The 24,874-nt window shown below is 59.4% G+C and carries 20 protein-coding genes; all 20 read right to left on the reverse strand.

The window, feature by feature from the left end; genetic code table 11:
• A partial coding sequence (locus tag VGY55_24355) for a hypothetical protein (protein HEV2973122.1) occupies positions 1–249 on the reverse strand: 249 nt, incomplete at its 3' end.
• The gene (locus VGY55_24360) at positions 246–1,553 is read right to left on the reverse strand and encodes an O-antigen ligase family protein (GenBank protein HEV2973123.1); all 1,308 of its coding nucleotides are present in this window, start codon (positions 1,551–1,553) and stop codon (positions 246–248) included. The genes VGY55_24355 and VGY55_24360, both read right to left, overlap by 4 nt.
• 394 nt (positions 1,554–1,947) lie before the next feature.
• Positions 1,948–3,042, reverse strand: a complete 1,095-nt coding sequence (locus VGY55_24365) for a glycosyltransferase family 2 protein (protein ID HEV2973124.1) — start codon at positions 3,040–3,042, stop codon at positions 1,948–1,950.
• Positions 3,039–4,322: a glycosyltransferase family 4 protein gene (locus tag VGY55_24370; GenBank protein HEV2973125.1), complete on the reverse strand. Its 1,284-nt coding sequence runs from the start codon at positions 4,320–4,322 to the stop codon at positions 3,039–3,041. Before VGY55_24370 ends, VGY55_24365 begins: the two co-directional genes overlap by 4 nt.
• Before the next feature lie 5 nt (positions 4,323–4,327).
• Positions 4,328–5,050: a glycosyltransferase family 2 protein gene (locus VGY55_24375; protein ID HEV2973126.1), complete on the reverse strand. Its 723-nt coding sequence runs from the start codon at positions 5,048–5,050 to the stop codon at positions 4,328–4,330.
• Positions 5,047–5,454 (reverse strand): hypothetical protein, encoded by a 408-nt coding sequence (locus tag VGY55_24380; GenBank protein ID HEV2973127.1) that lies wholly within the window; start codon positions 5,452–5,454, stop codon positions 5,047–5,049. Before VGY55_24380 ends, VGY55_24375 begins: the two co-directional genes overlap by 4 nt.
• Positions 5,455–5,468: 14 nt before the next feature.
• Positions 5,469–7,253 carry a hypothetical protein gene (locus VGY55_24385; protein HEV2973128.1) on the reverse strand — a complete coding sequence of 595 codons (1,785 nt, stop codon included), beginning with the start codon at positions 7,251–7,253 and terminating at the stop codon, positions 5,469–5,471.
• Between the two features lie 27 nt (positions 7,254–7,280).
• Complete coding sequence (locus VGY55_24390; protein ID HEV2973129.1) at positions 7,281–8,915, reverse strand: LTA synthase family protein; 1,635 nt, start codon at positions 8,913–8,915, stop codon at positions 7,281–7,283.
• A 25-nt stretch (positions 8,916–8,940) separates the two neighbouring features.
• Positions 8,941–11,001 (reverse strand): asparagine synthase (glutamine-hydrolyzing), encoded by a 2,061-nt coding sequence (asnB, locus tag VGY55_24395; GenBank protein HEV2973130.1) that lies wholly within the window; start codon positions 10,999–11,001, stop codon positions 8,941–8,943.
• Positions 11,002–11,046: 45 nt separating this feature from the next.
• On the reverse strand, positions 11,047–12,021 hold the full coding sequence (locus VGY55_24400; GenBank protein ID HEV2973131.1) for an NAD(P)-dependent oxidoreductase: 975 nt from the start codon (positions 12,019–12,021) through the stop codon (positions 11,047–11,049).
• A 92-nt stretch (positions 12,022–12,113) separates the two neighbouring features.
• Complete coding sequence (locus VGY55_24405; protein HEV2973132.1) at positions 12,114–13,478, reverse strand: glycosyltransferase; 1,365 nt, start codon at positions 13,476–13,478, stop codon at positions 12,114–12,116.
• Positions 13,479–13,506: 28 nt separating this feature from the next.
• A complete protein-coding gene (locus tag VGY55_24410; protein HEV2973133.1) occupies positions 13,507–14,286 on the reverse strand; it encodes a class I SAM-dependent methyltransferase in 780 nt (259 codons plus the stop codon).
• A 130-nt stretch (positions 14,287–14,416) separates the two neighbouring features.
• On the reverse strand, positions 14,417–16,279 hold the full coding sequence (locus tag VGY55_24415) for a hypothetical protein (protein ID HEV2973134.1): 1,863 nt from the start codon (positions 16,277–16,279) through the stop codon (positions 14,417–14,419).
• Positions 16,279–17,883, reverse strand: coding sequence for a lipopolysaccharide biosynthesis protein (locus tag VGY55_24420; protein HEV2973135.1), 1,605 nt, complete (start codon positions 17,881–17,883; stop codon positions 16,279–16,281). Before VGY55_24420 ends, VGY55_24415 begins: the two co-directional genes overlap by 1 nt.
• Positions 17,880–18,590 carry an acylneuraminate cytidylyltransferase family protein gene (locus VGY55_24425; protein ID HEV2973136.1) on the reverse strand — a complete coding sequence of 237 codons (711 nt, stop codon included), beginning with the start codon at positions 18,588–18,590 and terminating at the stop codon, positions 17,880–17,882. The genes VGY55_24420 and VGY55_24425 overlap by 4 nt, the downstream gene beginning before the upstream one ends.
• A gap of 2 nt (positions 18,591–18,592) precedes the next feature.
• Positions 18,593–19,555, reverse strand: a complete 963-nt coding sequence (locus tag VGY55_24430; GenBank protein ID HEV2973137.1) for an NAD(P)-dependent oxidoreductase — start codon at positions 19,553–19,555, stop codon at positions 18,593–18,595.
• An 80-nt stretch (positions 19,556–19,635) separates the two neighbouring features.
• On the reverse strand, positions 19,636–20,835 hold the full coding sequence (neuC, locus tag VGY55_24435) for a UDP-N-acetylglucosamine 2-epimerase (GenBank protein HEV2973138.1): 1,200 nt from the start codon (positions 20,833–20,835) through the stop codon (positions 19,636–19,638).
• The gene (locus VGY55_24440) at positions 20,828–21,880 is read right to left on the reverse strand and encodes an N-acetylneuraminate synthase family protein (protein HEV2973139.1); all 1,053 of its coding nucleotides are present in this window, start codon (positions 21,878–21,880) and stop codon (positions 20,828–20,830) included. The genes neuC and VGY55_24440 overlap by 8 nt, the downstream gene beginning before the upstream one ends.
• A gap of 11 nt (positions 21,881–21,891) precedes the next feature.
• A complete protein-coding gene (locus VGY55_24445; protein HEV2973140.1) occupies positions 21,892–23,865 on the reverse strand; it encodes a nucleoside-diphosphate sugar epimerase/dehydratase in 1,974 nt (657 codons plus the stop codon).
• Positions 23,866–24,161: 296 nt separating this feature from the next.
• Positions 24,162–24,722, reverse strand: coding sequence for a transcription termination/antitermination NusG family protein (locus VGY55_24450; GenBank protein HEV2973141.1), 561 nt, complete (start codon positions 24,720–24,722; stop codon positions 24,162–24,164).
• Positions 24,723–24,874: the final 152 nt, after the last annotated feature.

The following is a 24,874-nucleotide window of genomic DNA, read 5'->3' on the forward strand; positions in this document are numbered from 1 at the left end:
CTTAAAGAATCCCTTGGCTATGCTCGGAACCCAAGAGAACGGAAGAAAATCATCTTGGGATATTCTCAACTGGTGATCGTGGAAGGCGGCCTTGGCCGGGGACTGGCTCAGCGCGACGGTCAAGTGATCGCATCGCTCCTGAAGCGCTTCGACGATGCGCCCAACTCCCGCTCCAGTCCAGAGAACACGACCGTCGACGAAGACCGACCGTTCGCCGATAAAGCCGAGCCGAAGTTGCTTTCCGTTCATGATGTCGGGGCTAGTTGCGGCCGAGCGCCGGCTCCCACGACCGCAAGCGGCTGCAGCTTGCTGGCGGCGACACACATGCCCATCGCCAGTCCGAGCCCAATGCAGAACCCCGGGTTGTAGAGAATCTCGTCGTTGAACATACCACGGACGGCCCAAAGGACCAGCATGTAGCGCAGCAGCTTCCGCGCCTCGATGAACTCTGAGGTCGATCCGCCGCGCCTGGCCGACGGAGGCCACGTCCACAGGCTCCATGCCAAGAGCAATAGGCAGCCCGTACATAACAGTCCGTTGCCTCCAATAATCAAGCCAAATACATTGTGGGGGCCGACTATCACTTCCTCCACGTGCCCGGTGGCCATATTATGACGGATTTCGTCGGGCAAATTGCCAGGGGAAACGCCTGCGATGGGATTGGCCAATCCAATTTTCACGCATGCTTTGAGGAGATTGATACGTAGCGTGTCGGACGAATTCCCTTCCACGGTCTGATTCACTCGGCGTTCAAGAATCTCGGTGCTGCCGTGGTTGATAAGATAATAGGCAATGGCCGCGACCACCATGCCGACCAACAGCACACCCGCAATCTTTCGTTCGCGAACGAGAAGCAAGGCGACCAACACCGCTCCCAAATAACCGGATCGGTTGCCGCTCATGAATATCGCCACCAATACTGCAAGGCTGCAAACGACGGATAAGGTCAGAAGCACTTTCGATTTCGGCTTGATGCGCAGCACCAAATACCCCGCGAGCAGCAATGCGGGCAAAGCGTACATCGAGTAGGAATTCTTGTTTGCGACTTCGATCGCTTTGACGCCCAAGCCTGCTAAGTCCGGTTCTTCCAGGCCATGCAGCGCCAGCGCGGCGACGGCCAATAAGAGGCCCGTCGCGCCGGCGATCAGATCGGCACGGCTTCGGACCAAGAGTGCAATGGTGGCGGTCGTCAGAACCGAAACGACCAGCTTGAGCATAATGGCCAGCGAAGCCGGCCCTAACGACGTCATGACAAATGACAGCGTGAAAAGCCCCAATCCCAGCAAGACTCTTGTCGGGAGTTCCTGTAATCGGGACAGCAGAATATAAGGCATCGCCAACAAGATCGGCACCAGGTAGGGCTGTAGCAATAGCCCGCCGATTTCGGGACGGGCCGCTCTGAACCCTGAGCCAACGACCGTCAAGCCGATGAAGAACAGCAGGATGCCGTTGAGCGTGAGCGTATCAAAAGTAGCCCGACCCTTCTCGTGTCGACGCTGAATCTGGGCGATGACCGCCCGTGGGTCGTATGGAAGGGAAGATGTGAAGTTCATGTTAACTGCGTTGCCGGTAAGTTGGCCCTCGAGACGCCTCGAAAACTGACGGCGGTTTGCGGCGCCCTTCGGGAGTGACTGTCTCGGCGCAAACGAAGTCTTACCGATTCGCTCGCCGGCCAATAATTAGCAGTCACGCAGACCATTGCAGGCCGGCAACTCGCGAGGACTACCGTCAATTCCATGCTAAGACAAATCACTTGAGTTTCAAGAGGAATGCGTGGTCAGCGGGGCCCTTTCTCAAGCCGCTCGAATGCGCGCTCAGCGCGAACCCGATAATCGTCGATTTGGCATAATCGTGGTAATCGCTCGATTCGGCTTGCCGCGTACGGCGAGCGCCTTTTCGTGCGGCTTCCCGCAAATCCGGTCGTTCCCAACGCGCTTCGCAAATCGGCTACGTGGGGTAACTCCCGTTCAACTCCCAGGCGTTCGCGGTGTCGGCGCGGGCGGATCGCGTCATGCGCCGATAGGCCGTCCGCGCGATCCATTGACCGCACGGCCCAATGTTCAGCAATATGCCGAGGATCCACGTCTTCCGGTTTCGCCGCGAGTGCCGCGGATAAGCCGCCCGCCCGAATGAATGAATCCGTCGCGCCTGCGCTCGCCTCCCACGAGCCAATTCCGCCAGACCGTGTCGGCCGATGTCGTACTCGACGAACGCGCGCTCGATCTCGGCCCGCGTGAGGTCCAGTTCCTTGAGGATGTTAGCGTCAATCTCGTAAGTTGACGCGTATTCGTCGACTAGGAACTTAAGCGCTCCACTGCCAGTTTGTTGAGCCGTCTGGTTCGATGCATGCCAGCGATAGGCAAACAGGGGCCGATCGACGAAATAGGCCGCGTCGGCCCGGGACAACAGCTTCCAGTGGAACCATTTATCGGGATTCATCTGACGCGAGCCGCCGTAGCCCTCGACTGCCTCATAGAGTTTGCGCGGATATACGGTTGCCGCGAATTGAAACGGATTCTGCATCGTTACCAGCGAGCGACGGAGCAGCTCTCGAGCCGAGACCCGATAAACGGGCGCCCCGGCCGCTTCGTCCAATTCGCCGGCGCGATCGGTTTCTCGCCAAACGTCGTTTCGCGGTAATCCAACTCGTCCAATGGTCCGGTCCTCCGCATCGATCACGTCCATCGCGCTCGTGAAAATCGCCTTCTCTGCAACTGGCCCCAGACGATCGAAGAGCGAGCGATACGTCGCCAGCGCAGCGGGCCGCATCAGGTCGTCCGAGGATAGCATTAGCATCCAGTCCCCGTCGGCCAAGTGAGCCGCGCGGTCCAGATTCGCAGCGAAGCCGACGTTGCAACGGTTTACGTGCAGTCGAATGCGCGGATCCGCGAAGCCGCGCACGATTTCGACCGAGCGATCCGTGCTGGCATTATCAGAAACGAGGATTTCATATTCGAGGCCGGCTTGGTCGCGAACGCTTTGGATCGTGCGCCCAAGATAGCGCTCGTAGTTGTAATTCGGAATGCAGATCGAGAACTTCAAGGGGCGAGGGGCGAAGGGTGAGAGGCGAGGGATAGTGCAGGTCGGCCGACGGGGCATTTCACGGCTTCTTCGTAGGCTTGGAGGATGCCGGCTGCGCAAGTTTCGAGCGAATAGTGGGATTCTGCCCGCTGGCGGCTGGCGACGCCAAGTCGTGTACGGAGCGGCGGATCGTTTACCAGACGCATGATCGCCGCGGCCATCGTCGCCGATTCGCCTGCGGGGACCAGCAGCCCAGTCACTCCGTCGAGCACCGTTTCACCGACGCCGCCACCGCGGACGCCGACGACCGGCAGTCCAGCGGCCATCGCTTCGACCGGAGTGCGACCGAACGATTCGTTGTCGGCAGGATGAACCAGGATGTCGATTTCGGCCATAATTTGGGCTGGATCGGCCACGTGTCCCGGCCAGCGAAAACGGTCAGCCAAACCGCGCTCGCGGATAAGTCGATGGATTTCTTCCGCGTAACGATCACCCGGCCGAGTTCCCCCCGCCGTCGAATCGTGGCCGTAGATCCGGAATTCGACGCCCGCGGTCTCGCGCAGCCGCGCGGCTGCTTCGACAAAGATTGAATGCCTCTTGGTTCGCGAGGTCAATGACGCAACCATGGCGACGATCAACGGTCCCTTTCGGACCTTATCTTGCCGCGGAACAAACGCTTGCACGTCGATGCCGTTTGGCACGACCCGCAGCATCGCGGCCGGAATCCAGCCGCGCGCCTTATCGGCCGCGATTTGTGAATTGGCAATTACCAGCGACGCATGTTGCTTGATGAACCGGCTCAAGCCAGGTTTACTCTTGGCGATCCGAAAGGGCTGCCCGGCGCCAATCAGTTCGCGCAAATGCCAGATGTGCGGCAATCCGAGCCGCCGCGCCGCGACTCCGCCTTCAGGGGTCAACATCGTGTTGGTGTGAATCAAATCAACTTGCTGACGGTGGGCGAAATCCGCCACTTTCCGCGACGAACCGCGCATCCAGCCCGTTTGCAGGAGTTGATGAAGTTCGATCAACGGTCGCCTCCAGAGCGCGGCCCGGATTTTTCGGTTCCACCAATAGAGCGGCGTGAATAGAACCGCGCCGCGCGTCGCTTCGCGAAGTCGATCCCGCTCCTCGGAAGATCCCGCGTCGTGGCAGACTGCACAGGCCGCGATTCCCTGCTGCGAGTGTGACTCCATTACAGCAATCGTGCTCATCGCCGCGCCACCGCCGGCGCTATTAAGCACGTGCAACACCTTCCGCGGACGGTTCGTCGGCTTCCGCGGCGACGAAGGTTTAGATTCCACCAAAGTCATGGAGCAAAATGTTGCAAGAAGTGCCGCAGGTCTTCGGGCGTCCCCATCGCCCAAACTTCTTCCGCCGGATCGATGCAAACCTCGGCGCCGGCGGCAATCATTCGGTTGTAGACTGGCACGACGTAAAACTCGCCCTTGATCCGCTCATTCTCGGCAATCATTGCTTCGGCATGACGGACAAAATCACGGCCACGGCGAAAATAGTAAAGCCCCGTGCTGGCCCAATCGGAGATTCGTCGTTTTTCGGCAGTCTCCAGCACGCGGCCGTTGGCGTCCGTTCGAGCGAAGCTCCATTTCGTTCCCGGCGCACGAAATACGCCGATCAGCCCGGCGATCTGCGGCGGCAACGCCGGAAGTCGCCGCGAGAGCCCCGTCTGGCAATATGTATCCGCATTGTAGATCAACAAGGGCTCGTCGTTGTCGATGAGCGCCGACGTCGTAAGGACGGTGCATGCTTGCCCCTCGGTGACCTCGTCGAGTCGGACCACCTCGGGATTCAAGTGCGCGTAACGGCGATGAATATCGTCCTCGAGCGAACGCTGACGGAGATGCTCTTCAAGGCAAACGAATATCACCCTCGAGGCCAACTCCAGCGGCAGGCTGTCCATCGCCCACGAATACATCGGCCTGCCATCGACGTCGATGAGCGGCTTGGGCGTATCGATCCCGATCTGAGCGAACCGACTGCCTCGGCCCGCCATGGGCATGACGATGTTCATGACCGGTCGCGCGCCGCCCCGTTTTTCTGCGTTACAAATCTCGACTCCGCACTAATCGGAAGCGAACTCCCGTCGGCGCTGATCCCGTCCCAACCCTCGAATCGCACGGCATTATCGTCGAGATACACATCGGCATGGGGCTTGCCGAAGTGAATCTCATCGTATTCGATTCCGTGCTCGGCAAGCCATTGGAGCGCAACAGCTCCCTGGCGCGCAACGACCTGACCGATATTCCCCCCGCAGGTCTTCATGTGTCGCGCGGTGCAAATGATCACGTAGTGCCCGGCGGACCGCAAGGCGCGAAGTTTCTCGATCGCGCCCGGAACCGGCTCGAGGTCGGCATATTGCTGTCCCTCCTGTCGCAATTGGCAGATCACGCCATCGAGATCAATGCAGATTCGCATGAGAGTGCTGTCGTTTAACCCGGGGCCAATGGCGACGGCGCATGCCCGGGAGGCTCCATCCCCGCAGGTTCCGGAGGAAACAAAGTTGGAGACGAAAGTGCACCGATGTCCGGCACAAACAACTCGTCAAACAATTGCAGCGCGCGGGCGTACATGGCAATCTGCCGCGAAGGCGCATCGTAGTGCAGCGCTGGCATGCTCGCGAACAACAAGCCCGTGATCAGTAGGATCTCGCGACGGTCGAACTGCTCGAAGAACACGCGTTCGAATCGCTCGCGAATTTGTCGATGCTGAGGGCGCGAGCGGATGTCCAGCCGAAGCTCCGTGCCACTCGCTGAAACATGGAATAGATCGTTGGTGATGAAATCGTACAGGCCGTATATCGAATGATACAGCTTGGCGACGTCGTAACGCGGATCACCATAGATGCCCGACACGCCAAAGCTGCCTCGAGGATCCAACAGCTTGCAGACTCGCGAACGCATGTCGTACAAAATGTTCGATAGACAGAGGTCGCCGTGGATGACCGAGCCGCGAACGTCGGCCGCCAGCTTTTCGACTTCCGACTCCAATCGCTTCCAGAGCGCGGGAATGTTCTGCAGCGGGCGGCCGTTGACAATCAGTGGCCCCGTGTGCCGAGTCAGACTCAACAGCTCGCTCGGTCCCTGAAGGCTTTCCAGTCGCTTGCGCGTCTTGCCAAGATACATGTCCTCGAGCGCGCCACGCGGAAGCGGATACGGCCTTTGCATGAATCCTTGCAAGATGATCTGCCGGAGGTGAACGAAGACTTGTTCCCAAATCCCCGGATCGACGTTCTCGAAGACGAATACCTCGGCCAGCGTCGGGTACCCGTAATACTCCATCGACAGCCACGGATCATGATAGTCGCTCGAGTAGCCGACCACTCGCGGAAACAGCACCGACAGTTCCGGCGGCAAAAGCCGCAGATAGTTGATCTCGTCGAGAAACTTCTCGACATGGCGGCTCCTCTTCGTCACGACGCCGAATACATTGTCGATCGAAAGTTCGTTGAAATCCCGCTTCTGCAACAAGGTTCGATGAGAGCTATCGCGGCGGTCGGCATTGCCGCAATCGAGCCAATCGCCGGCTGAAATAGCCTGAACCGGGCGGCGCTCGGCGATAATCTTCAGAATATCCGCCATTTCCGTGCGGCGTCCTTCGGCCGCCGCCCGTTCGTCCGCGGCGCCTGCCGCCATTTGCAACTCCACGAGATCTGGAAAATGGTAGACGCCGATCAATGCGGGGAGCGGTCCGGGCAGCCCGGCTTCTTTGTCGTGCCACGCCGTGACCGCGCCTTCCGCATCCAGCTCGACGGTACACCAACGGTAGGGATCGCTCACCGGCTGGGTCAATACAAGCGCCTCGCGTCGATCCAAGATCGTCGTATCCGCGAACTGAAAATAGGTGTCTCCCAGCACGACGAGCGCTCGGTCGGCCTGTGCAGCTTCGGCAAGTTCCGAGACAGTCCGGCCCACGCCGCGACTGATCGAAGGGACCATGAACGAAACGTCGCAATCCGTGCCGAACGTGCAATCGACAAAATCCTCGATGAACATTCCGCGCCGCGATACCGCGATCAGAAACCGTTTCAGGCCCAACGAGCGGAGGTATTTCATCGTCCAATAGATAACGGGCCGTCCCGCCACGGGAATCATCGCCGGACAGCCGATATTCCCAAGCGCCAGAATTCCCTCCGGTACGCCGCCGGCGGCGGGAATCAACACCGCCGTCTCGGCGAGGGAATTCAAGTGAGCGCCGTTGTCCTTCGAACTTGTCAATTGATCCTCATCACCGCAACTCGACGGTCACTTGCCGCTGGTCACTCGAAACCCGCCACTCCCGCTTGTCGCCAGCGGCGGCTGATCGTTTCCCGCGGCAACTTGCGCGCGGAGGAAATTGCCAATGTCCAACAAGGTCAGGCTTCCGTCGACCGCCGGACCGCTTTCGCGCGTTCGCTGCAGGGTCGCCAAATCGCTGTCCGTGTCATAAACAAAGCAGGGCACATATTCGCGCGCTGCCTGGCAATTCGGCATGAAGTCCGGGGCAACCGCCGGGTCCGCTGGATGATCGGAATAGATCACGACCGTGGCCGAACTCAGCGAACCGATGTAGGCACTGATTTGGTTGTCGAGATAACGCATGTTGTTCAGATAGTTCTCGGCGATCGATTGCGGCTGTGGAAAAACATCTCGCTGATTGCAGCCGAGCAGATTGTAGGGCGTGTGCGTCGTCAGGGTGATTATGAAATGGCAGACTTTCCCGGAGGCCTCTTGAAGCCGTCGCGCCGAGAGATCCAAAACCTGCCGGTCTTCAATTCCCCAAGCAATTTGCGGCAGGCCGTCCCGCTCGATCATTTCTTCCTCGAAGTGGATCTCCGCAAATCCCATCTTTTCGAAGGCTGCACGTCGATTATAGAAGTTGCCCGTGTTGCCGTGAAATGCTTCCGTTCGATAACCGAATTGACCAAGAAACTGCGGCAGCGTGTTGCGATAGGGATAGTTCGGGATATTGTAAGTGATGATGTGCATCGAAGGCATCACGCTGTTCAACATCACGAAATCCGCGTCCGCCGAGCCGATGTATCGCGCGGCCGAGATTCGATAGAACAACGACCGCTCGCGAAGCCGGTTCAAGAACGGAGTGACTTCCTGGCCGTTGGCCTGACAACCTAACACGTTGAAATCCAGGCTTTCGGCCTGAATGATCACGAGTTGACGGCGAATCGGTATCGACGTCTCAATCGGCGTCAGAGCGTCGGACGTGACTTGCTGCTGCCGGATTGCGCTTTCGAGCACTTGCCGCTTGCCGAGGTAAAAGAACTCCGCCAGCCAGGTGACGAAATACCCGCGGATCATCCCGAGCCGCCCGATGCCGCGCGTTGTCAGGATTCTGTCGAGTGGATCAATCCAACTGGCCAGCGCCATCAATCCAACGTAGCCAACCGCAGCCACAGTGCCGACGGCCCACAACATACCGCGTCCGACGCCCGGATCCGGGGCTGTCGCCAAGAGCGCAAGTTTGACGAGCAGGCTAGCGCCGAAGATCAAATTGAGCCCTCGTGTGCGAGCCCTTACCGAATGGCTGCTTGCTTTCGCACCCTCGCGCCAATTGTGATACATCGTTAGCGCTGACACGGGGCGCAGAAAATATTGGAAATGGACCATCAAGCCCAAATGCGCCAAAAACACTATCACCGAGACGAGCATGAGTCCGACCGGCGACAGAAACATCGTGATCGCCGTCGTGAAGCAAACGTCGATGGAAAGGCGGATCCGCGGCGCCCAGCGAGCGAACTGCGGACTGCTATCTTGTGGAGATAGGAGCGTCTTCGCCTGAACCGTGTACAATCCCGTGGTCCAAAGCCCAATGAACGCCAGTGTATGCCAGAGCCACCCCGCGTCAGGCACGGCCAGCCAACCGAAATAAAAAGCAAATCCCATTTAGTTTATCAACCGCTAATGCGGATCATTCAAAAGTCACACCGGACCGAAGCGCTAGCGATGGGCGAGAATCGCTTTCCTTAGCGAGCGCTTCCGGATGTTGTGCTGCCTTGGCCGTCGGCGCGTCCAGCACGTTGCGACACCAAAGTTCCAACAGCATCAACGACCAGAGCCGCGGATAAACATTTTCCGCCAATGACTCCGAAGATTGCATCAGCGGGGCGACCACCGCCGGATCGATTAGCCCACGGCGCGCAATCGTCTGCGGATTGCAAACATCCGCAAGCATCGGCTTCAGATTGGTGCGCAGCCAATGCACAAGCGGTAGCGCGAATCCACGCTTCGGCCGGGTCGCAATGTCGGCGGGCAATACGTCGCGCATGGCTTGGATCAACACGCGCTTCGCGCCACTCTGGGCATATCGGTCATCGAAGCCGCCGTCGAATCGGAGCTTGAATTCGTCCAGACAAGTCCGTGAGAACTTCGCGACCTCCACGTCAACGAGCGGGGTCCGCAACTCCAGCGAATGGGCCATGCTCATCACGTCGGAATCGCGAAGCAATTGGTTCCCCATGTAAACGCCAGAGTCGAGCAAGCAGGCCAATCCAATCGGCGACTCGCGGCGAACGTCGTCGCTGATCGTCGAAAGATAGCTTTCCAGTTTCGTGACGTCCCCCGCCGAGTCGAACGACAACCCAGCGATGCAACGAGATTCGTCATCGTCGAACGACAAGCCGGCCATGCAACGAGATTGGTCGTAACGGAACACGTGATGCGCGTGTAGCCAAGTCGCTAGCGGCGAGCGCCGCGTCGACAGATTGTGCGCGCGTTGACGGATCCGACCCTCAAGCAATCGCGATTGCAATCGCGACGCCAGTTTGCCGGCCATAGCCTCCAACCGCCCCAGGGGATGCGTGGCATAATAGGTCATTCTTCGCGTCACCGGGTAGCCGGCGAACCACTCGTCGCCCCCCACTCCGGAGAGCACGGCCTTGACATCGTGCGCCGCCGCGCGCGAGATGAGCCAGGTGTTTAGCCCGTCGATCGACGGCTGATCCATTGCCCGAATATGCTCCGGCAGCAGCTCGATCATTTCGCTACCGCGGACTTCGACGACCGTATTGACGCAGCCGAGCGCATGGGCCGTGGCGGTTGCGTAATCGGACTCGTCCGCTCGCGGCAGGTCCGGAAACTTGAGCGTATACGTGCGGAGGTTAGGAATGTGCTTGCGCATCATGCCGGCGATGCCGCTGGAATCGACGCCGCCGCTCAAAAACGCCCCGACGGGCGCATCGGCAAAGGCGTGCAGGGCGACGCTGTCCTCGAGCACGCCGCGCAGCCGCTCGGCCGCTTGATCGAGCGTTTCTTGTCTCGGTTCATAGGCCGGGATTCGCCAAAACCGGCGCCGTTCGACTGGCTTGCCTGGGGCATAGCGTTCGAGCGTGCCGCAATCGAGCAATCGCACGCCGGCGATAATCGTTTGCGGCTGGATTATGAACCCGCGCGCGAGGTACTCCGCTAATCCATTTGGATCGACGCGCCGTGGAACCAGCCCGCTGGCCAGTAGGCCGCGAACTTCGGATGCGAAGATTACGCCATTCGGATTGCCCTTTGGCGCAGCGACGTAGAGCGGCTTGATCCCGAGCGGATCGCGAGCCATTACCATCACTGGGTTACCACCGGCTGACGACTCGCGCCAATCGAAGATCGCCAGCGCAAACATGCCGCGGAGACGATCGACGAAGTCCATTCCCCGCTCCAGATACAGGTTCAGAATAACTTCCGTATCGGTGGTCGTTCGGAACCGGAAGCCTTCTCGCTCGAGTCGCTCCCGCTCGCCGCGGAAGTTATAGATTTCGCCATTAAAAACGATCGCGACGCGACGATCGACCGACCATAGCGGCTGCTGCCCGCGATCCGAAAGGTCCACAAGCGCCAGCCGCACCATCCCCGCCGCACCGCCATCGAAGGCAAGCATCCCCCGTCCATCCGGACCACGATGCTGCATCGCATCGAGCATCGCGCCGACGGCCGCGCCGGCATCAGCGCCGCTCTGCAGGTTCCAAATTCCGGCTATTCCACACATCTAAAGTTTGCAACTTCTCCCAAGCGACATTCGAACGTCACCGACTCACTCCTTGCGTACCGATCCGTCGGTGACTCCGTAAACCTTCTTCATCCATTCGATCGTGCGCCGCACGCCTTCCTCGAGTGTAACGCTGTCCTTGTGCCCCAAATCGCGGACCGCTTTTGAATTGTCCACCTTCTTCACGCGAGTGGTCAGTACCTCCGCGTCGCGGTACTCGACGAGCCCCGGATCGGCGCCAGTTACCTTGAGTACCATGTCGGAAAGCTCTTCGATCGAATGGTATTGATTGCTGCCGATGTTATAGACTTCGCCGGGCTTGAAGTTGGTGCAGATATTGGCGAGCGACCGCACCGTATCTTCGACGTAGGTCGAGCTGCGGTAATAGTTGCGAAAGACGACCCAGGGCAGGCCCATCAAGCCGCAATACATGAAGCGGCAATTGACCGAGCGGTATGGACTGTAGTATTCGCCGGGGCCGTAAGTATTGAATAGCCGCACGACGACGCTTTCGGTGCCGAATTGAACTCGCGAGTTGCGGATCTGACACTCGTTGACCCATTTCGAGAGGGCGTAGTCGTTCATCTGCTTGATTTCATTCTTCTCCATCACGTCTTCGGACATCACGTCGTCCCAATCGCCATAGACTTCGGACGACGAGAAATGGACGAGGCGGAAGCGATGTTGCTCTTGCAAGCGCAAGACGTTTTTCGTGCCGACGGCGTTCGTTCGCCAAACCTGTTCGTAAAAATCTTCGCCGTTCCAGCGGCCGAATTCGGCCGCCAAGTGATAGACGACGTCGAAGGGTCCCATCACGTCGAAGATTCTGGCCAATTGCCGGCTGTCTCCCACATCGCAGCGAACATAGGTCGGCTTTTCCACGTCGGTTCGCAGGCTGAAGCCGATTTCGTCGGTGCCGTGGGTCAAGTCGCAACTAACGACGCCATGGCCGCGCGCCGCAAGTTCCCGGGTCAAAACCGATCCGACTGTTCCACGTCCGCCGGTAACTAGAATCTTCAAAACTCGGTCCTCCCGGAAAAGTAGCCAGTGAGATTAACGCGGCGCCGTCAATTGAAGATTACCACGCGTTTCGGACGGCGAATGCGCCCCAGCTAAACAGCCGCCTTGGCCGTTTCCTTGGTTGAAGTTTGCGTCTTCTCTCGGGGGCGCTTACCGCGCGACGACGTTTCTTCAGCGATTATTGCCCACAGCAACCGCCTGTTCTCTTCTGGCGAAAAAACACGGAGCGTATCCAACCGGTCCGAGTCGTCAAGCGATTCGACTGCTCCTGCCAGCCATCGCTGGAGCCAAGCTTCAACGGCGACGGGCCCGGCCTCGTTCACGACGAGCCCGCAATGGTGCGATGTGAAGAACCGCGACAGCTCGAAATGTCTTGGCGAGTGGACGAGAATCGGCGTTCCGGAGACCAGATAATCGAGACTTTTGGTCGGAAACGCGTATTGCAGCGAATCGGTGGTGACATTCGGCGTGTCGAAGAATGCCAGCGGCAAATAGAGCAGATCGCAACCCGCCAAGTGGGTCAGCAGCCGCTCGTAGTCCGCCTCATACGCACACTCGACTCGAATGCCGGCGATCCCAGCGCGGCTCAGATCGGCCGGCGCCGCGTCGGACCAGATCTTCAGTCGCAGCCGCGGATTGGCTTCGACCACTCGCGCCAATTCCGCCAATTGTCGGCGGTTGTTGTCGTAAATCGCCCCGGAAAACCCGATCACGATTTCCTTAGCCGCGAAATCGATCCGTCGAGGCGGCAGCGCGCGATGGCGGATCATCTGTCGAAGTACAGTGCACTCGATGCCGTAGCGCTGGCGATAGTAATCGGCCAAATAGGGATGCAACACAAGCACGCGGGCAGCCGACAGCGCCCGTCGGTCGAGCCATTTCGAATAGGCCGAATTCCTGCGGCGATTTGTTTGCTCTAGAAACGTGTCGTGGACGTAGTACAGCAAGGGAATTCCGCTTAGCCGCGAGGCGATCCACGTCGCCAAAATCCAGTGGGGCTGCGCGTAAACCGCAAGGATGCAATCCGGGCGAAACGTCTTGATTCGCCGCAAAATAAGCGCCACTAGCAGCGGAACTCCCATGCGAGCCAATCGACCGCGGAGACGGTGCCCCCGCTTGAACGGCCAAAGCCGCGTGTGGAGGCGGTATTTGTAAATCGGATGCTCGACTTCGACGTGCCGTCGGCACTTGTTGTCAAGATTCTCCTCCGTCAACACTTCGGAACATCCCGCGGGAAAGTGCCGCAGCAAATCGCAGAGAATCACCGGCGTTCCCGAGGCAACGTCCAGTTCGGTCCAACTGCAGAACAACACGCGCGGATCGCGCGCAGGAACTTCGCCATCCACGTATGACCGCGCGGCGCCGTCAATCGGGTTTCGATCGCTCGATTCTCTCAAGTCTTGATCCGCAAACGAGCCAAAGCCTTCCAATCCGGCATGGACAGCCAATTCGTCCACGGTAGCGCGCCCGGTCGTTTCCCGGTTCTTATCGCGGTTTCGACGCCACCACGAGCTGATGGTCTCGGTAATAATGCATCGCGGCGGGGGGCCGACCCAAAACGCGGCGCATGCCGTTGCCGCCAATCCGACGCAACCATTTCGCCGTGCCAACCCCGCCGGGATGCTCGACGCGATGGGTTTGCACGTTCGTGAACCCGAGTTTTATCAACATCGCGACAAGTCCGACTCGACTGAACACGCTGACATGGCCAATGCAATGGAGGTAATACCAGAGCGATCCAGCAACTCTCGCGGTCCAGGCATCGGCGGCGCCGGTAAACACGATGAGCACGCCGCCAGGACGAAGCATCTCAGCCACGGCCCGCAATTCCGTCACGGGATCGGCCAAGTGCTCGACAACGTCGATCATCAATGCGGCGTCGGCCACCCGATTCAGTCCCAACGCCCCGGCCGTTCCCGCCTGAACCTCCAAGCCTCTCTGGTTTGCCAGTGCGACGGCGCGAATACCCGGCTCGATCCCGTGTTTCGTCCAACGATTCTCTAAGCTTTCCAAGAGGTGTCCGGAGCCGCAGCCGATGTCCCACAAGTCGCCGCCGTCGCGCCTCTGCGACAAATGTCGATCGATGACGCGACCGAAGTTGGTCTGCGGGTTCAATCGAGACCAATAGGAATCCGGCAAGGTGCGATAAACCTCCTCCAGCAGTTCCGGGTCGCGGCGGCCGTCGATTGCAACGAGCGAAGCGCAGGACGCACACCGTGCAAAGCTGAGTTCATCGAGCAGTCGCCCCAAGTCCCCGGACAACATTTCATCGGCACAACCATCGAGTGGAATATGGATCGTTGCAGTCGAACTCCATTCACAACGGCAGGCCGGGCATTGAGCTGGTGGTACGCAGACCATCTTGGCTTGTCTAGCGAACTTTGCGGCGGTTTGGCTAGGCATTATTACCAAGTTTGGCGGCGGCCTCGGCCGGCTCTTGCAGTAGGGCCGCGATCGCTTGGGCCGAAAGCTGAGCGGCATTGCCCTGGCCGCCGTTAAGCATGTCGTTAACCAATCGCCGCCGTCCCGCGGCGAGACTTTGGGCGAGTTTCGCGTCGCTCCGGAGCGATTGAATTGCTTCGGCGATTCTTTTCGCGTCGCCGTCGCCATTGACCGGCACCTCGAGGGCCGCGTTGTACTCGGCGTAAGGCCCAAAGCCTGGCACGCCTTCCGGGCGCAATACGATTAACGGCTTGTCTGCCATGCAGGCTTCTAGTCCCGTCGTGCTTGAAAGAACGATTACCACGTCGCTTTGGCAAATCACCTCTTGAGAACCGCCCTCCTTGACGACCGTGCAACCGCGACGCTTTCCAACCAGGCGTTCCACCATTCCGGTCTTGTCGCCGGGATGGAGTTTGACGACCAACCGCGCGCCGGCGATTTCGCTCGCCGCTTGGATAACGCTCGACAGGCACAATTTAGCAGTCGAATAACTTACGGCGGCGCCGCCAGTCCGCGATGCCATATAGGCGATGGCAAGGGAACCTTCACGGGCTGGCAGAGGCTTTGACCGGGCACTCTTGGCGCGGCAAACCAAATCGTCATAGATTGTCGCGCCGACCACTTGGACCTGTTCGTCGCCAATTCCATGATTGGTTATGAATCGCCGGTTGCTTTCTCCCCAAAGCAGAAGCGTGTCGTTGCAAAACCGCGTGAAGAATTCGCGATCCGGAAACAACCCGTGCTGCAGATAGATCGATCTTCCGCCGTGCCTTTGGCAGGCAATGGCCGCCGCCCGACCTGGAATACTGCTATATGTCGTTGACACCACGCAACGCGGGCGAATTCGAGCGAACGTGCGCATCAGCGCGTCGAGCCAATAGGTGGCTTGCTCAAGCGCCGACGTCAAGTGCTGTCTCAAGGCCGGTTGAAGATAGCGTCGCCCGACCACATCAGTTGTGCCGCGAAAGATCGGATCGGGAAGCTGATTCAGCGAGTCTTCGAGCCGTTCGCGATCCTCGATGGTGAATGGAGTCCGCGCGTCGGCAGCCTCCGGCACGAATTGATTTATCAAATGAGGAGCGATCCCCGAGCGGCGAATCAAAGTGGCCACCGGCTTGCGCAACGCCAGCCACATGACCTCGATGCCGTGGTCGTCGCCAAGCGATTTCGCCACCGGCAACAAGCCCTTGGCGCTATTTGGAAAATACTCGGCAAATACGACGCGCGTATCCAGGGGCGAAGGAGTCCGAACGGTTGGTATCGTAAACCGCGACAAACCGTGAATCAGCCATTTGATCGGTGGCCGCGCGATCTGCTTGGCCGTTTCAAAGAGCCTGCTGGCGACTCCGCGCGGACCAGCACCACCGACGAACTCGATCCGAACCGGCAACGCGTTATCTCCCAGACCAGTCAGTTGCCGAAGCCGCCCGGCGGGCGCCACCCAGATCACTCGATCAGCGGCGTGCCGCCGCCACATTTCGACGAGAGCGCGCCAACGCTGCTCGACGGCGGCAAATTCGAAGAAGAAGTGATACCGGGCAATCTCCAAGAGAGTTCGAACCTGATGCCCACATTGGTGAACGCTGCCATTCGCTTGCAGCAACGCCTGGAATAAGCGGTCGATCCAGTCCATCAATTCCGCTTGGTAATCGTAATCGCGCGGACTAGGAACATGCTCGGGGGGACTGCCGCCGATCCCCAATGGCCAAACGACGCCGCGGGCGACGAATTCCGTCGTGCCGGGCGCGCACCGCCGCGCGAGTTGGATGTCGCCGGGCGAAACCTCTTCGAGATCGTAGTAGATGCAAGTGGTCACTAGGCCGCCATTGAAACGCGCTTGTCAATTTGACGGCGCACAAACACCAATACTTCTCGGACGCTCGGATCGCCTGTCAACCAAAGAAGCGCCATGTAGACGGCCACGCCGCCCATGCCGATTGCTAGTTGCAGAAATGGGCTCGTCACGCCAATTATGAGCGTCGGTAAATATGCCGCCGCACCGCAAACGGCAATTCGGATCATGCTGAACCACGAATAAGGGATCTCGACCAACCGGCATGAAATGACGCCTGCAACCAACGCCGACATCAACATCCGAGCCGCACTGCCCCAGGCCACGCCTGCCGCACCGTAGGTCTTCACCGTAAGCACGGCGATCGCGATCTCGATAGCCGCCGAACCATAGACGATCACCGGCATGAGCCATGTTCGCTTGCTGAAAAAGATCTCCGGGCCGAGTAAGTTGTATGCCGTCATGCCCAAGAATCCGACGGCGAAGATCGGCACCAATGGCGCCGCCGCGTGGTAGTCGCCCGGGGTCACCAGCACGACGAGCGGTGGTCCCATCAGGGCCGCCGCAATGGCGAAGGCGACGGCCGCTGCCCAGACGTTGCGCGCCGTTACGGCCAGGCGATCCAGTCCGGCGACGGTCCCTTCCTTCCGGACCGAGAAATAAACCGGATTGTAAGCGGTCTGAAAGGCAAGACCCAACATCGTTAGCGGCTGCGTCACTCGAAGCGCCAGATAAAACAGGCCGTTCGCCGCGGTAGTTTGGACCCCAGACAGAACCGCGCCGGTCACAAAGGGCGTCAGGTTGCCGACAAAATCCCCTGGCATCATCCCCCAACCGTAACTCAACGACGATTTCAGCATCGACCGGCGAAAATGTCCCCGCAGTTCCGCGCGGAGATACCAGATCGCCACCAAACCCAGCACTCCGTACGACACCACTTCCGCCGAAAGGACTCCTAACGCGCCCCATCGAAGAACGACGACCAAAAGGATCGCCAAGACGATCGAGATGCTGGCTCGGCCGACGTTCAGTCGGGCTTGATACGAAGATTGCTCGCGGGCTTGAACCAGTCGACTCTGCAATTCTCCATTGCAATACGCGATACCACTTAAGATCGCCAAAAACGCCAGCGGCAGCGGCAGGCCAGGCACCAGGTAGCCCAAGAGCCAAGGAGATACCATCGTCGCGACCAGCGCAACGAGCAGGCTAGAACCCAGCAAGTACCAGGCGACAGTCGTAACATAGTCCCGCAGCGAAGGGCCTTCGTCGTGATCGTAGTAGTATCGCGCGACTGCTCCCGGCACTCCCTGCCGCATCAAGGCCATAATAAATCCGCCGAACTGGATCGACAGAGAAATCCCCCCGTACTCCATCGGCGATAAGATCCGCGTATAGACTGGCAGCAGCAGGAGCTGGATAAACTTTGGGATCGATTGACCGAGACCGTAGTTGAATGTTCCGCCGACAACCCGGCGGACCAGGCCTCGGCGTTGTCCATCACTCCCAGGTGCGGACTTGGCCGCGCTCGTGACGTCGGTATTTATTCCGCCCGGCGGCATGTCATGCATCACTGACTTCGCGCCGGCGACAGCTTGGGCGGTCGCGTCTTTTATCTCTTCAACGCTCAATGGATTGCATCCCGGGGGCGGCACCCTGACCGAAGGAATTCAGCAAACGCCAAATCCAATTCATCGTTGATATCGATCGACCGCTCGCGCGTCATGACGTGGCCGCGGCAATCATCGCCGATGATTCTCCCGGCGTCGATTGCGGTTCGGCGGGCCACGTACACAGAGCAATTCCGCACGAAAACCCGCGGCAACTCGTGGACCGCCATCCGCCCCGCTTCTGCTTCAAAGTAGGGCAATAGACGATTCTCGTGCATGACTTTGAACTTCGCCGGGTGCAAATCGTGGCTGACTTCCACGACAGTGACGGCGCTATCGGCCCCTGAGGTTTCAAGCAGATCAATTGTCGCATCAATGTCCGACGGCAGCGTCAGCGGGCTGCTCGGCTGAATAATCGCGACGGCGTCGAATCGCTGCGGTTCGCCCGGCTCAACGCTGCGGAGCGCATGGAGCACGTAGTCGATGGCCGGCGACGTGTCGGTGCAAAATTCAGCGGGCCGCCGCAGTGGCAATCGCTGGTCGTATGTCGTGGCAAGGCCCAGAATCTCGGCGTCATCGGATGAAACTACGAGTCGATCGACGCGCTGCGCTCCGCGCGCCGCTTCGATCGCCCAAGCCACGAGCGGTTTGCCCGCGAGCAGCCGTAAGTTCTTCCGCGGAAGGCGCTTTGAACCGCCTCGAGCGGGAATGATGCCCAAAATCCTCATGTTCAGGCGGCCGCGCACCCGGCGAGCGCCGCCACGACCTTGTGCGCCAGGAAAAGCTCTGTCTTCTCAAATGACTCGATCGTGTTTCCGCCGATATGCGGTGTGAGAATCACATTGACATGCTTGCGAGCGTAGGAAACCACCGGATGGTCGGGGCGAATCGCCGGTTCGCCGTCCAATACGTCAAGCGCCGCGCCGGCGAGACGGCCCGACGAAAGTGCGTCGATCAGCGCCGCTTCATTCACGATGCCGCCGCGCGAAGTGTTGATCAATACCGCGCCGGGCTTCATCTTTCTAAACTCATTCGTGCCGATCAGGCCCCGCGTGGCCTCTTCGTATTTCACCAGCAGCACGACGATGTCCGCCTCGGCGAGCAACTCACCGAGTTGCGCCACGCGCTCTGCAGCCTCTGTGGGGTAATCATCGCGCGGATCATAGCCGATCACGCGAGTTCCGAAGGCTTTGAAATAACCGGCGGCCAAAGTTCCGAGCCGGCCCATGCCGACGATCCCGACCGTGCGGCCGAACAATTCCCGCCCGCGAAATTGATCGCGGTCCCAAATCCCCTCCCGGGCCGCAACCTGGGCGGCGGGGATTCTTCGCAATAGGCTGAACGTGAGACCGATCGTAAGTTCCGCCGTCGCTCGTACATTTTTGAGAAACTCGGTTTCGCCGCGCAAGCTCACGACGCGAACCCCTTGCGCCTCGCAGGCTGCAAGATCGATATGGTCCAGTCCGGTGACGGGGGTCGCCAGGATACGGCAGCGCGGCCTCGATCCAATCATTGTTTCGTCGATCCGATATGCCAAGCGAAACCAGATCACGTCGTACGCGGCGAATGCGGCAGCCAAATCTTCACGCCGACACTCTCGCAACTCGACTTCTCCAACCTTCCGCAAAATCGCCAATGCCGCGGGACTAAAATCGAGCGGCTCGGCAATCAGTATCTTTGGATTCGTCAACAAATGGAAAGGCCCGGCGAAGCCGCGACCAATGTAGCAGGCATACTCCGTGTGCCGTCGCTGTCACGGCACACGGAGTGTACCTACGACGTTTCGGGGATTGATTGCTCAATCGTGTATGCTAACTGCTTTTGTCGGTACGGCGTCAACTGCTCCAGCGCCTCGGCAATCCGGCGCGAAACGCAACCATCGCCGTACAATGTGCTGGCAGGATAACGCCCGTGAGCAACCTTCGACCGAATTGTTTCGACTATCCGATCCATCTCGACCGGCGTCCTGGAGACATGCACGTCCGCCTCGCGGCCGTTCTGCCGATTGCCGACGAGGACAACAGGCGTGCCGAAGTAGCTCGCATCGCGGACGAAGCTGCTCGAATTCCCGATCGCGCAAGCGGCGTTGCTCAGGACCTTCAAGTAGTCCTCTGGCGCTAGGTTCGTCAGTGTTCGCAGCCACGGCGTTTGGCTTTGCGTCCGATGAATCCGAATCATCTTGCTGATATGATCGGAACCGGCGTCGATGTTTGGCCAAAGCAGTAATGTCGGCATTCGAATCGCGTCGAGCCCCGAGAGCAGTGTCTGAATCTGACGATTCTCTCCGCCGAATTCGGTCGTCGTCGGATGGAAGATCACCAGCAAGAACGGCTTCGTTACGTCGATCTCGACGCCGTTGCCGCGGGCGTTCACGATTTCAGGCGTCAACTGGCGCGAGACAACGCGAGCGATATCGCTGCTGGGGCATCCCGTTCCGAGGATCGTGTCGGGCCGCTCACCCATCCGGATCAAGTATTCCGCCGAGCGGCGCGTGGAAGGGAAATGAAACTGCGCGAATTTCGTAATCGCGTGCCGAGCGCTTTCGTCGATCGAGCCGCTCACCTCGCCGCCTTGAAGGTGAAAGATCGGGATGTTCATGTAGGCTGCGGAGATCGCGGCGGCCAATGCCTCGTAACGGTCGCCGATCAAGAGCACAATATCCGGCTTGAGCCGATGAAACTCGTTCGCGAATTCAATTACCCCGAATCCAACCGACTTCGCCATGGTCGCCGGGGTCGAGCCTTCGAGTTCGATGTAGATTTCGCCATCGATTTGGAAGCCGTCGGCCCGCACGACCCGCACCGGCTGGTCGAAACGCTCAAGCACCATTGTGCCGGCGGCCAAGACTTGCAGCTCAAGCCCGCGGCGCTCGCGAATCGCCTGCATCACCGGCTTCAAGCGGCCATAATTGGCGCGATCGACGAGCACTACGCAGACCTTTCGCCGCGCGTCCTCAACATTTCTATCAGACAAAATGGTTCTCCGCGAGCAAGGTGTCGGCGGTCACCGCGACGGTCAAGCGCCGACCGATCACTTCGTTGAGCCGTGCGGCGGGAATTCCGGTGCCGGGTTTCTTGAGCGCCAAATCATCCGTGCCCAATCGATGCCCGGAGGGCAGGTCTCGCGCGGCGACGATGCTCTTGCCGAACAGCGCGCGAATCTCGTCCAATTGAGCAGCCTCAGCGTCCTTGTCGAGCGGGTTGGCAACCGCCTTCTCGAGAAAGCGAACCCCGTCGACTAATTGCTTCAACTCGGCAGTCGTCACCGATGCGGACACATCCGGCCCGAAACACTCGCGCGACAACACGACGTGGACCTCGAGCAGATTCGCGCCCAACGTCACAGCGGCCAGGCCGGGATAGATGGTGCCCGAATGATCCGATAGGCCAACAGGGCATGCGTAGCGATCGCGGATTTCAGCGAGCACATTCAGGCCGATCTTCTCGGGCGGACACGGATATGCGGTAGTACATTGCAGCACGGCAACCGGCGCCCCCGCGCCGCGAACCAAGTGCACCGCGGCATCGAGATGCTCCCACGAGGCCATTCCACTCGACAGAATCACCGGTCGGCCCGTTCCGGCGAGGCGCTTCAGAAAAGGCAGATTCGTCAATTCGCCCGATCCCACTTTCCATGCCGGCGTATCGATCGCCTGAAGCTGATCCACGGCAGCGAAGGAAAACGGTGTCGATAGGAAAATAAGCCCCATGTCGCGAGCATGATCGGCCAATTCGCGCCAGGCTTCGGGCGCGAACTCCATTCGCTTCCAATAGTCGAATCGCGTTGCATCTTGATGAGAAAAGCGGACGCGGAATTGTTCGGCGGCGGTCGATTCGGCCGCGGCGATGTGCGTTTGGAATTTTACCGCATCGGCGCCGGCTCGTGAGATCGCGTCGATATAGGCGTGGGCTGTCCCCAGGCTTCCGTCGTGCGCTTGGGCTACTTCGCCGACGATGAGGCAAGGGTCACCGATGCCGACGGAATGTCCTTCAATTTCCAGAGCGTTCGCGATCAGAATTTAAACTACCGTCAATCGAGATGGGTGGCCTGCTCGCTGCCCAACGTCGCCGAGTGCCCGTTCGCCAGCGATGGATCGGAGTGCCCGTTGGTCAAGATCGGCTTGGCGGGCGGCGCTGCTGCCGGCCCTGAATGCTCCACGGCCGGCGGCGTATATTCGGGAATCAAGTCGCGAAGCCGGCGCGAGATCGTTTCCGTCGTTTCGTGGACAATCGGCTTCAAGGCCTCGATCATCTGGTTCACTTCGGTCAGATGGTATGGCCGGTGATAGGCGACGAACAATTTCGGATGCGGCGTGGGGAGCATCTCTTCATCGTCGAAGTACAGCTCTTCGTAGAGCTTCTCGCCGGGTCGAAGTCCGGTGAAAACAATCTCGATATCGTCGGGATCGAGCCCCGAGAGCCGGATCAAGTCTTGGGCCAGATCGACGATTCGGACGGATTCTCCCATGTCGAGCACGAAGATCTCGCCCCCCTTGCCCATGGCCGCCGCTTGGAGCACGAGTTGCGAGGCCTCGGGAATCGTCATGAAATAGCGCTCAATCTCGGGATGCGTCACCGTGATCGGACCGCCGAGGCGAATTTGCTCCTGAAATATTGGCACCACGCTCCCCGCGGAAGCCAGCACGTTGCCAAATCGCACGACCACGAACTTGGTCGTCGCCACTTCGGAGAAAGCATGCACGTAGCGCTCGGCGATCTGCTTCGACACTCCCATCACGCTCGTCGGATTGACCGCCTTATCGGTCGAAATCATGACGAACTCTTGCACGCCATGTTCATCGGCCAGCTCGACCAATTGTTTGGTGCCCAGGATGTTGTTCTTGATCGCCTCGCCGGGGTTGGTCTCCATCATCGGCACATGCTTATGCGCCGCGGCATGAAACACGACGGCCGGCTCGTGCTCGGCGAAAATCTGGCCGATTCGCTGGCAATCGGTGATATCGGCGATGCAAGGAAACAACTCGGTATCGGTCTTCGATCGGCGGATTTCCTGCTCGATCAAGAACAGGTTGTTTTCCGCCCGTTCGACCAGCACGAGCCGTTTGGGATGGAACCGCAGCACCTGCCGGCAGATTTCCGAACCGATGCTGCCGCCGGCCCCAGTGACGAGCACCGTGCGGTCGGCCAAGAGCGTGCCGATCTCTTCGCTGCTGAGTTGGACCGGCTCGCGGCGCAGCAAATCGTTGATATCGACATCGCGAATTTGAAACGAATAATCGCCGGTCAGCAGGTCCTCGAACGCCGGAATCACCTTGAGCGACACATCGACCGCGGCGCAGGTTTCCATCAGCCGCCGAAGCTGCTTGCCCGTCAAAGTTCCCGAGATAACGAGCAGTTCTTTTACATCCAGCCGCACGGCAATTTGCGGCGCCCGGTCGGGGGGACCGAGAACTGGCAGTCCGCCGATCAATGAGCCGTGCTTCGTCGTGTCTTCATCCAAGAAGCCCAGCACGCGATACTTCGGATGCTGCTCGCAGTGGAGATGGCGGGCTAGCGTGTGCCCGGATTGATTCGCGCCGATAATGACCGTCTTCTGAGCGCTGCTTCTGGAAAACGAAAAGCGGAATTCCTCTCGCGACAAACGATAGAAGGCGCGCAGGCCGCCTAGGATCAAAATCGTCATCGCCCAATCGACGAACGGGATTCTATAGCTCAGTTTGAGGTGCGATTCCATTAGGAAATAGGGAATGGCGATCGCCGTCCCCGAGATCGTCGCCGCTTTGATCAGCGATGCCAGATCGGAAAACGTGACGCTTTGCCACGAGAGCCGATACTGGCCGAGTATCGAGAAGACCAGCGACTTGATGACCAGCACGCCCGGCAGCGTGAATAGAAACAAGACCGTTTGGTCGGCCGGGAACGGGAAGTCGTACTTCAGCGCGAACGCCGCCCAATAAGCGGCCGCGAACGCGGCCAAATGCACTCCGACAACCAGGATCGCTCGCCGGATATACCACGGCGGCGTGATGCGACTTTTGATCATGAAATCAGAGGAGTTGCGCCAAAGCCGATCAAATCATGGACCGATAGATTTGCCCGATCGGACGACCGTCGTCTAACGGCCGACGCCGGATTCCAGTCTGCACCAGATTCGACACGGCCGCCTACCATCAATGATGCTTCTCTTGGACTGGAATCGTCGGATCGGGCTCCGGCAAGCAAACGGGACTCGCCTCAACGCAGCTCCGAGTTCAGCATAGCGACCCATTGCGCCGAGTTCAATGAATTGGTCGAATTCAAACCATTTGGAAACATTCTGCATGACGGACGCTGCTAGCGTCAAATCGCTTCCACTTGAAAATCTTCCAGCAACGCCGACGCACCTTGTTGCAAGAACCGTACGGAAACGAGCAGCCGCTCCTTATTCTGACGCCGCACGACGACTCCTTCGACCCCCATCAGCGGGCCACTGCGCACACGCACGGGGGTGCCGGGCTGAATTCGCGATTCGGGCGTCAACGGGACATTCGCCAATATGAGCCGGCGAATCTGCCGCAGATCGTCAACGAGGCGGTCGTGATCGGGAACCGTTAGGCAACGCGAAATGCAATTGGTCGTGAGCGCCCGGTGCCGTGCATCGTCGCTGCCATGCATGAAGACATAGCCCGCGAACAACGGCAAATAGGATTTGCGAATCCGTCCTTGCGGCGATCGCTTTCGTTGCTCGATGATCGGCGAGTAAAAGCCAATCGCTAGCCCGCGTAAGCGTCGCATCAATTCTTTCTCTCGCCGCGGCAGCGTGTAGAGCGCCCACCAGGGATCGGCCGCGGTGCCGGCCGATTCGGTGGCATCGAGCAGATGCTCCGGGAAGATGTCGGATTCTTTGGCTAGGATGGGCATTTTGAGTTTGAGTTCAGCGCGCACTCCGTTCCCGTGGGTGACAACGGTCCCCTATTGTTGAATGTAACAAGAAATCGCTTCGCCCGTGGGGTAATTCCCAAGTCTAGTTTGGCAAATCGCATACCCCATAACGACTTGCGCCGCCGATGTCA

It is taken from the genome of Pirellulales bacterium, assembly GCA_035939775.1.
In the GTDB taxonomy this organism is placed as follows: Bacteria; Planctomycetota; Planctomycetia; order Pirellulales; family DATAWG01; genus DASZFO01.

Coding starts and splice junctions, on each gene's coding strand:
- VGY55_24360 (HEV2973123.1), bottom strand. CDS start 1,553: ATGAACTTCACATCTTCCCTTCCATACGACCCACGGGCGGTCATCGCC.
- VGY55_24375 (HEV2973126.1), bottom strand. CDS start 5,050: ATGAACATCGTCATGCCCATGGCGGGCCGAGGCAGTCGGTTCGCTCAG.
- VGY55_24380 (HEV2973127.1), bottom strand. CDS start 5,454: ATGCGAATCTGCATTGATCTCGATGGCGTGATCTGCCAATTGCGACAG.
- VGY55_24390 (HEV2973129.1), bottom strand. CDS start 8,915: ATGGGATTTGCTTTTTATTTCGGTTGGCTGGCCGTGCCTGACGCGGGG.
- asnB (HEV2973130.1), bottom strand. CDS start 11,001: ATGTGTGGAATAGCCGGAATTTGGAACCTGCAGAGCGGCGCTGATGCC.
- VGY55_24410 (HEV2973133.1), bottom strand. CDS start 14,286: ATGTTGTCCGGGGACTTGGGGCGACTGCTCGATGAACTCAGCTTTGCA.
- VGY55_24425 (HEV2973136.1), bottom strand. CDS start 18,590: ATGAGGATTTTGGGCATCATTCCCGCTCGAGGCGGTTCAAAGCGCCTT.
- VGY55_24445 (HEV2973140.1), bottom strand. CDS start 23,865: ATGATCAAAAGTCGCATCACGCCGCCGTGGTATATCCGGCGAGCGATC.
- VGY55_24450 (HEV2973141.1), bottom strand. CDS start 24,722: ATGCCCATCCTAGCCAAAGAATCCGACATCTTCCCGGAGCATCTGCTC.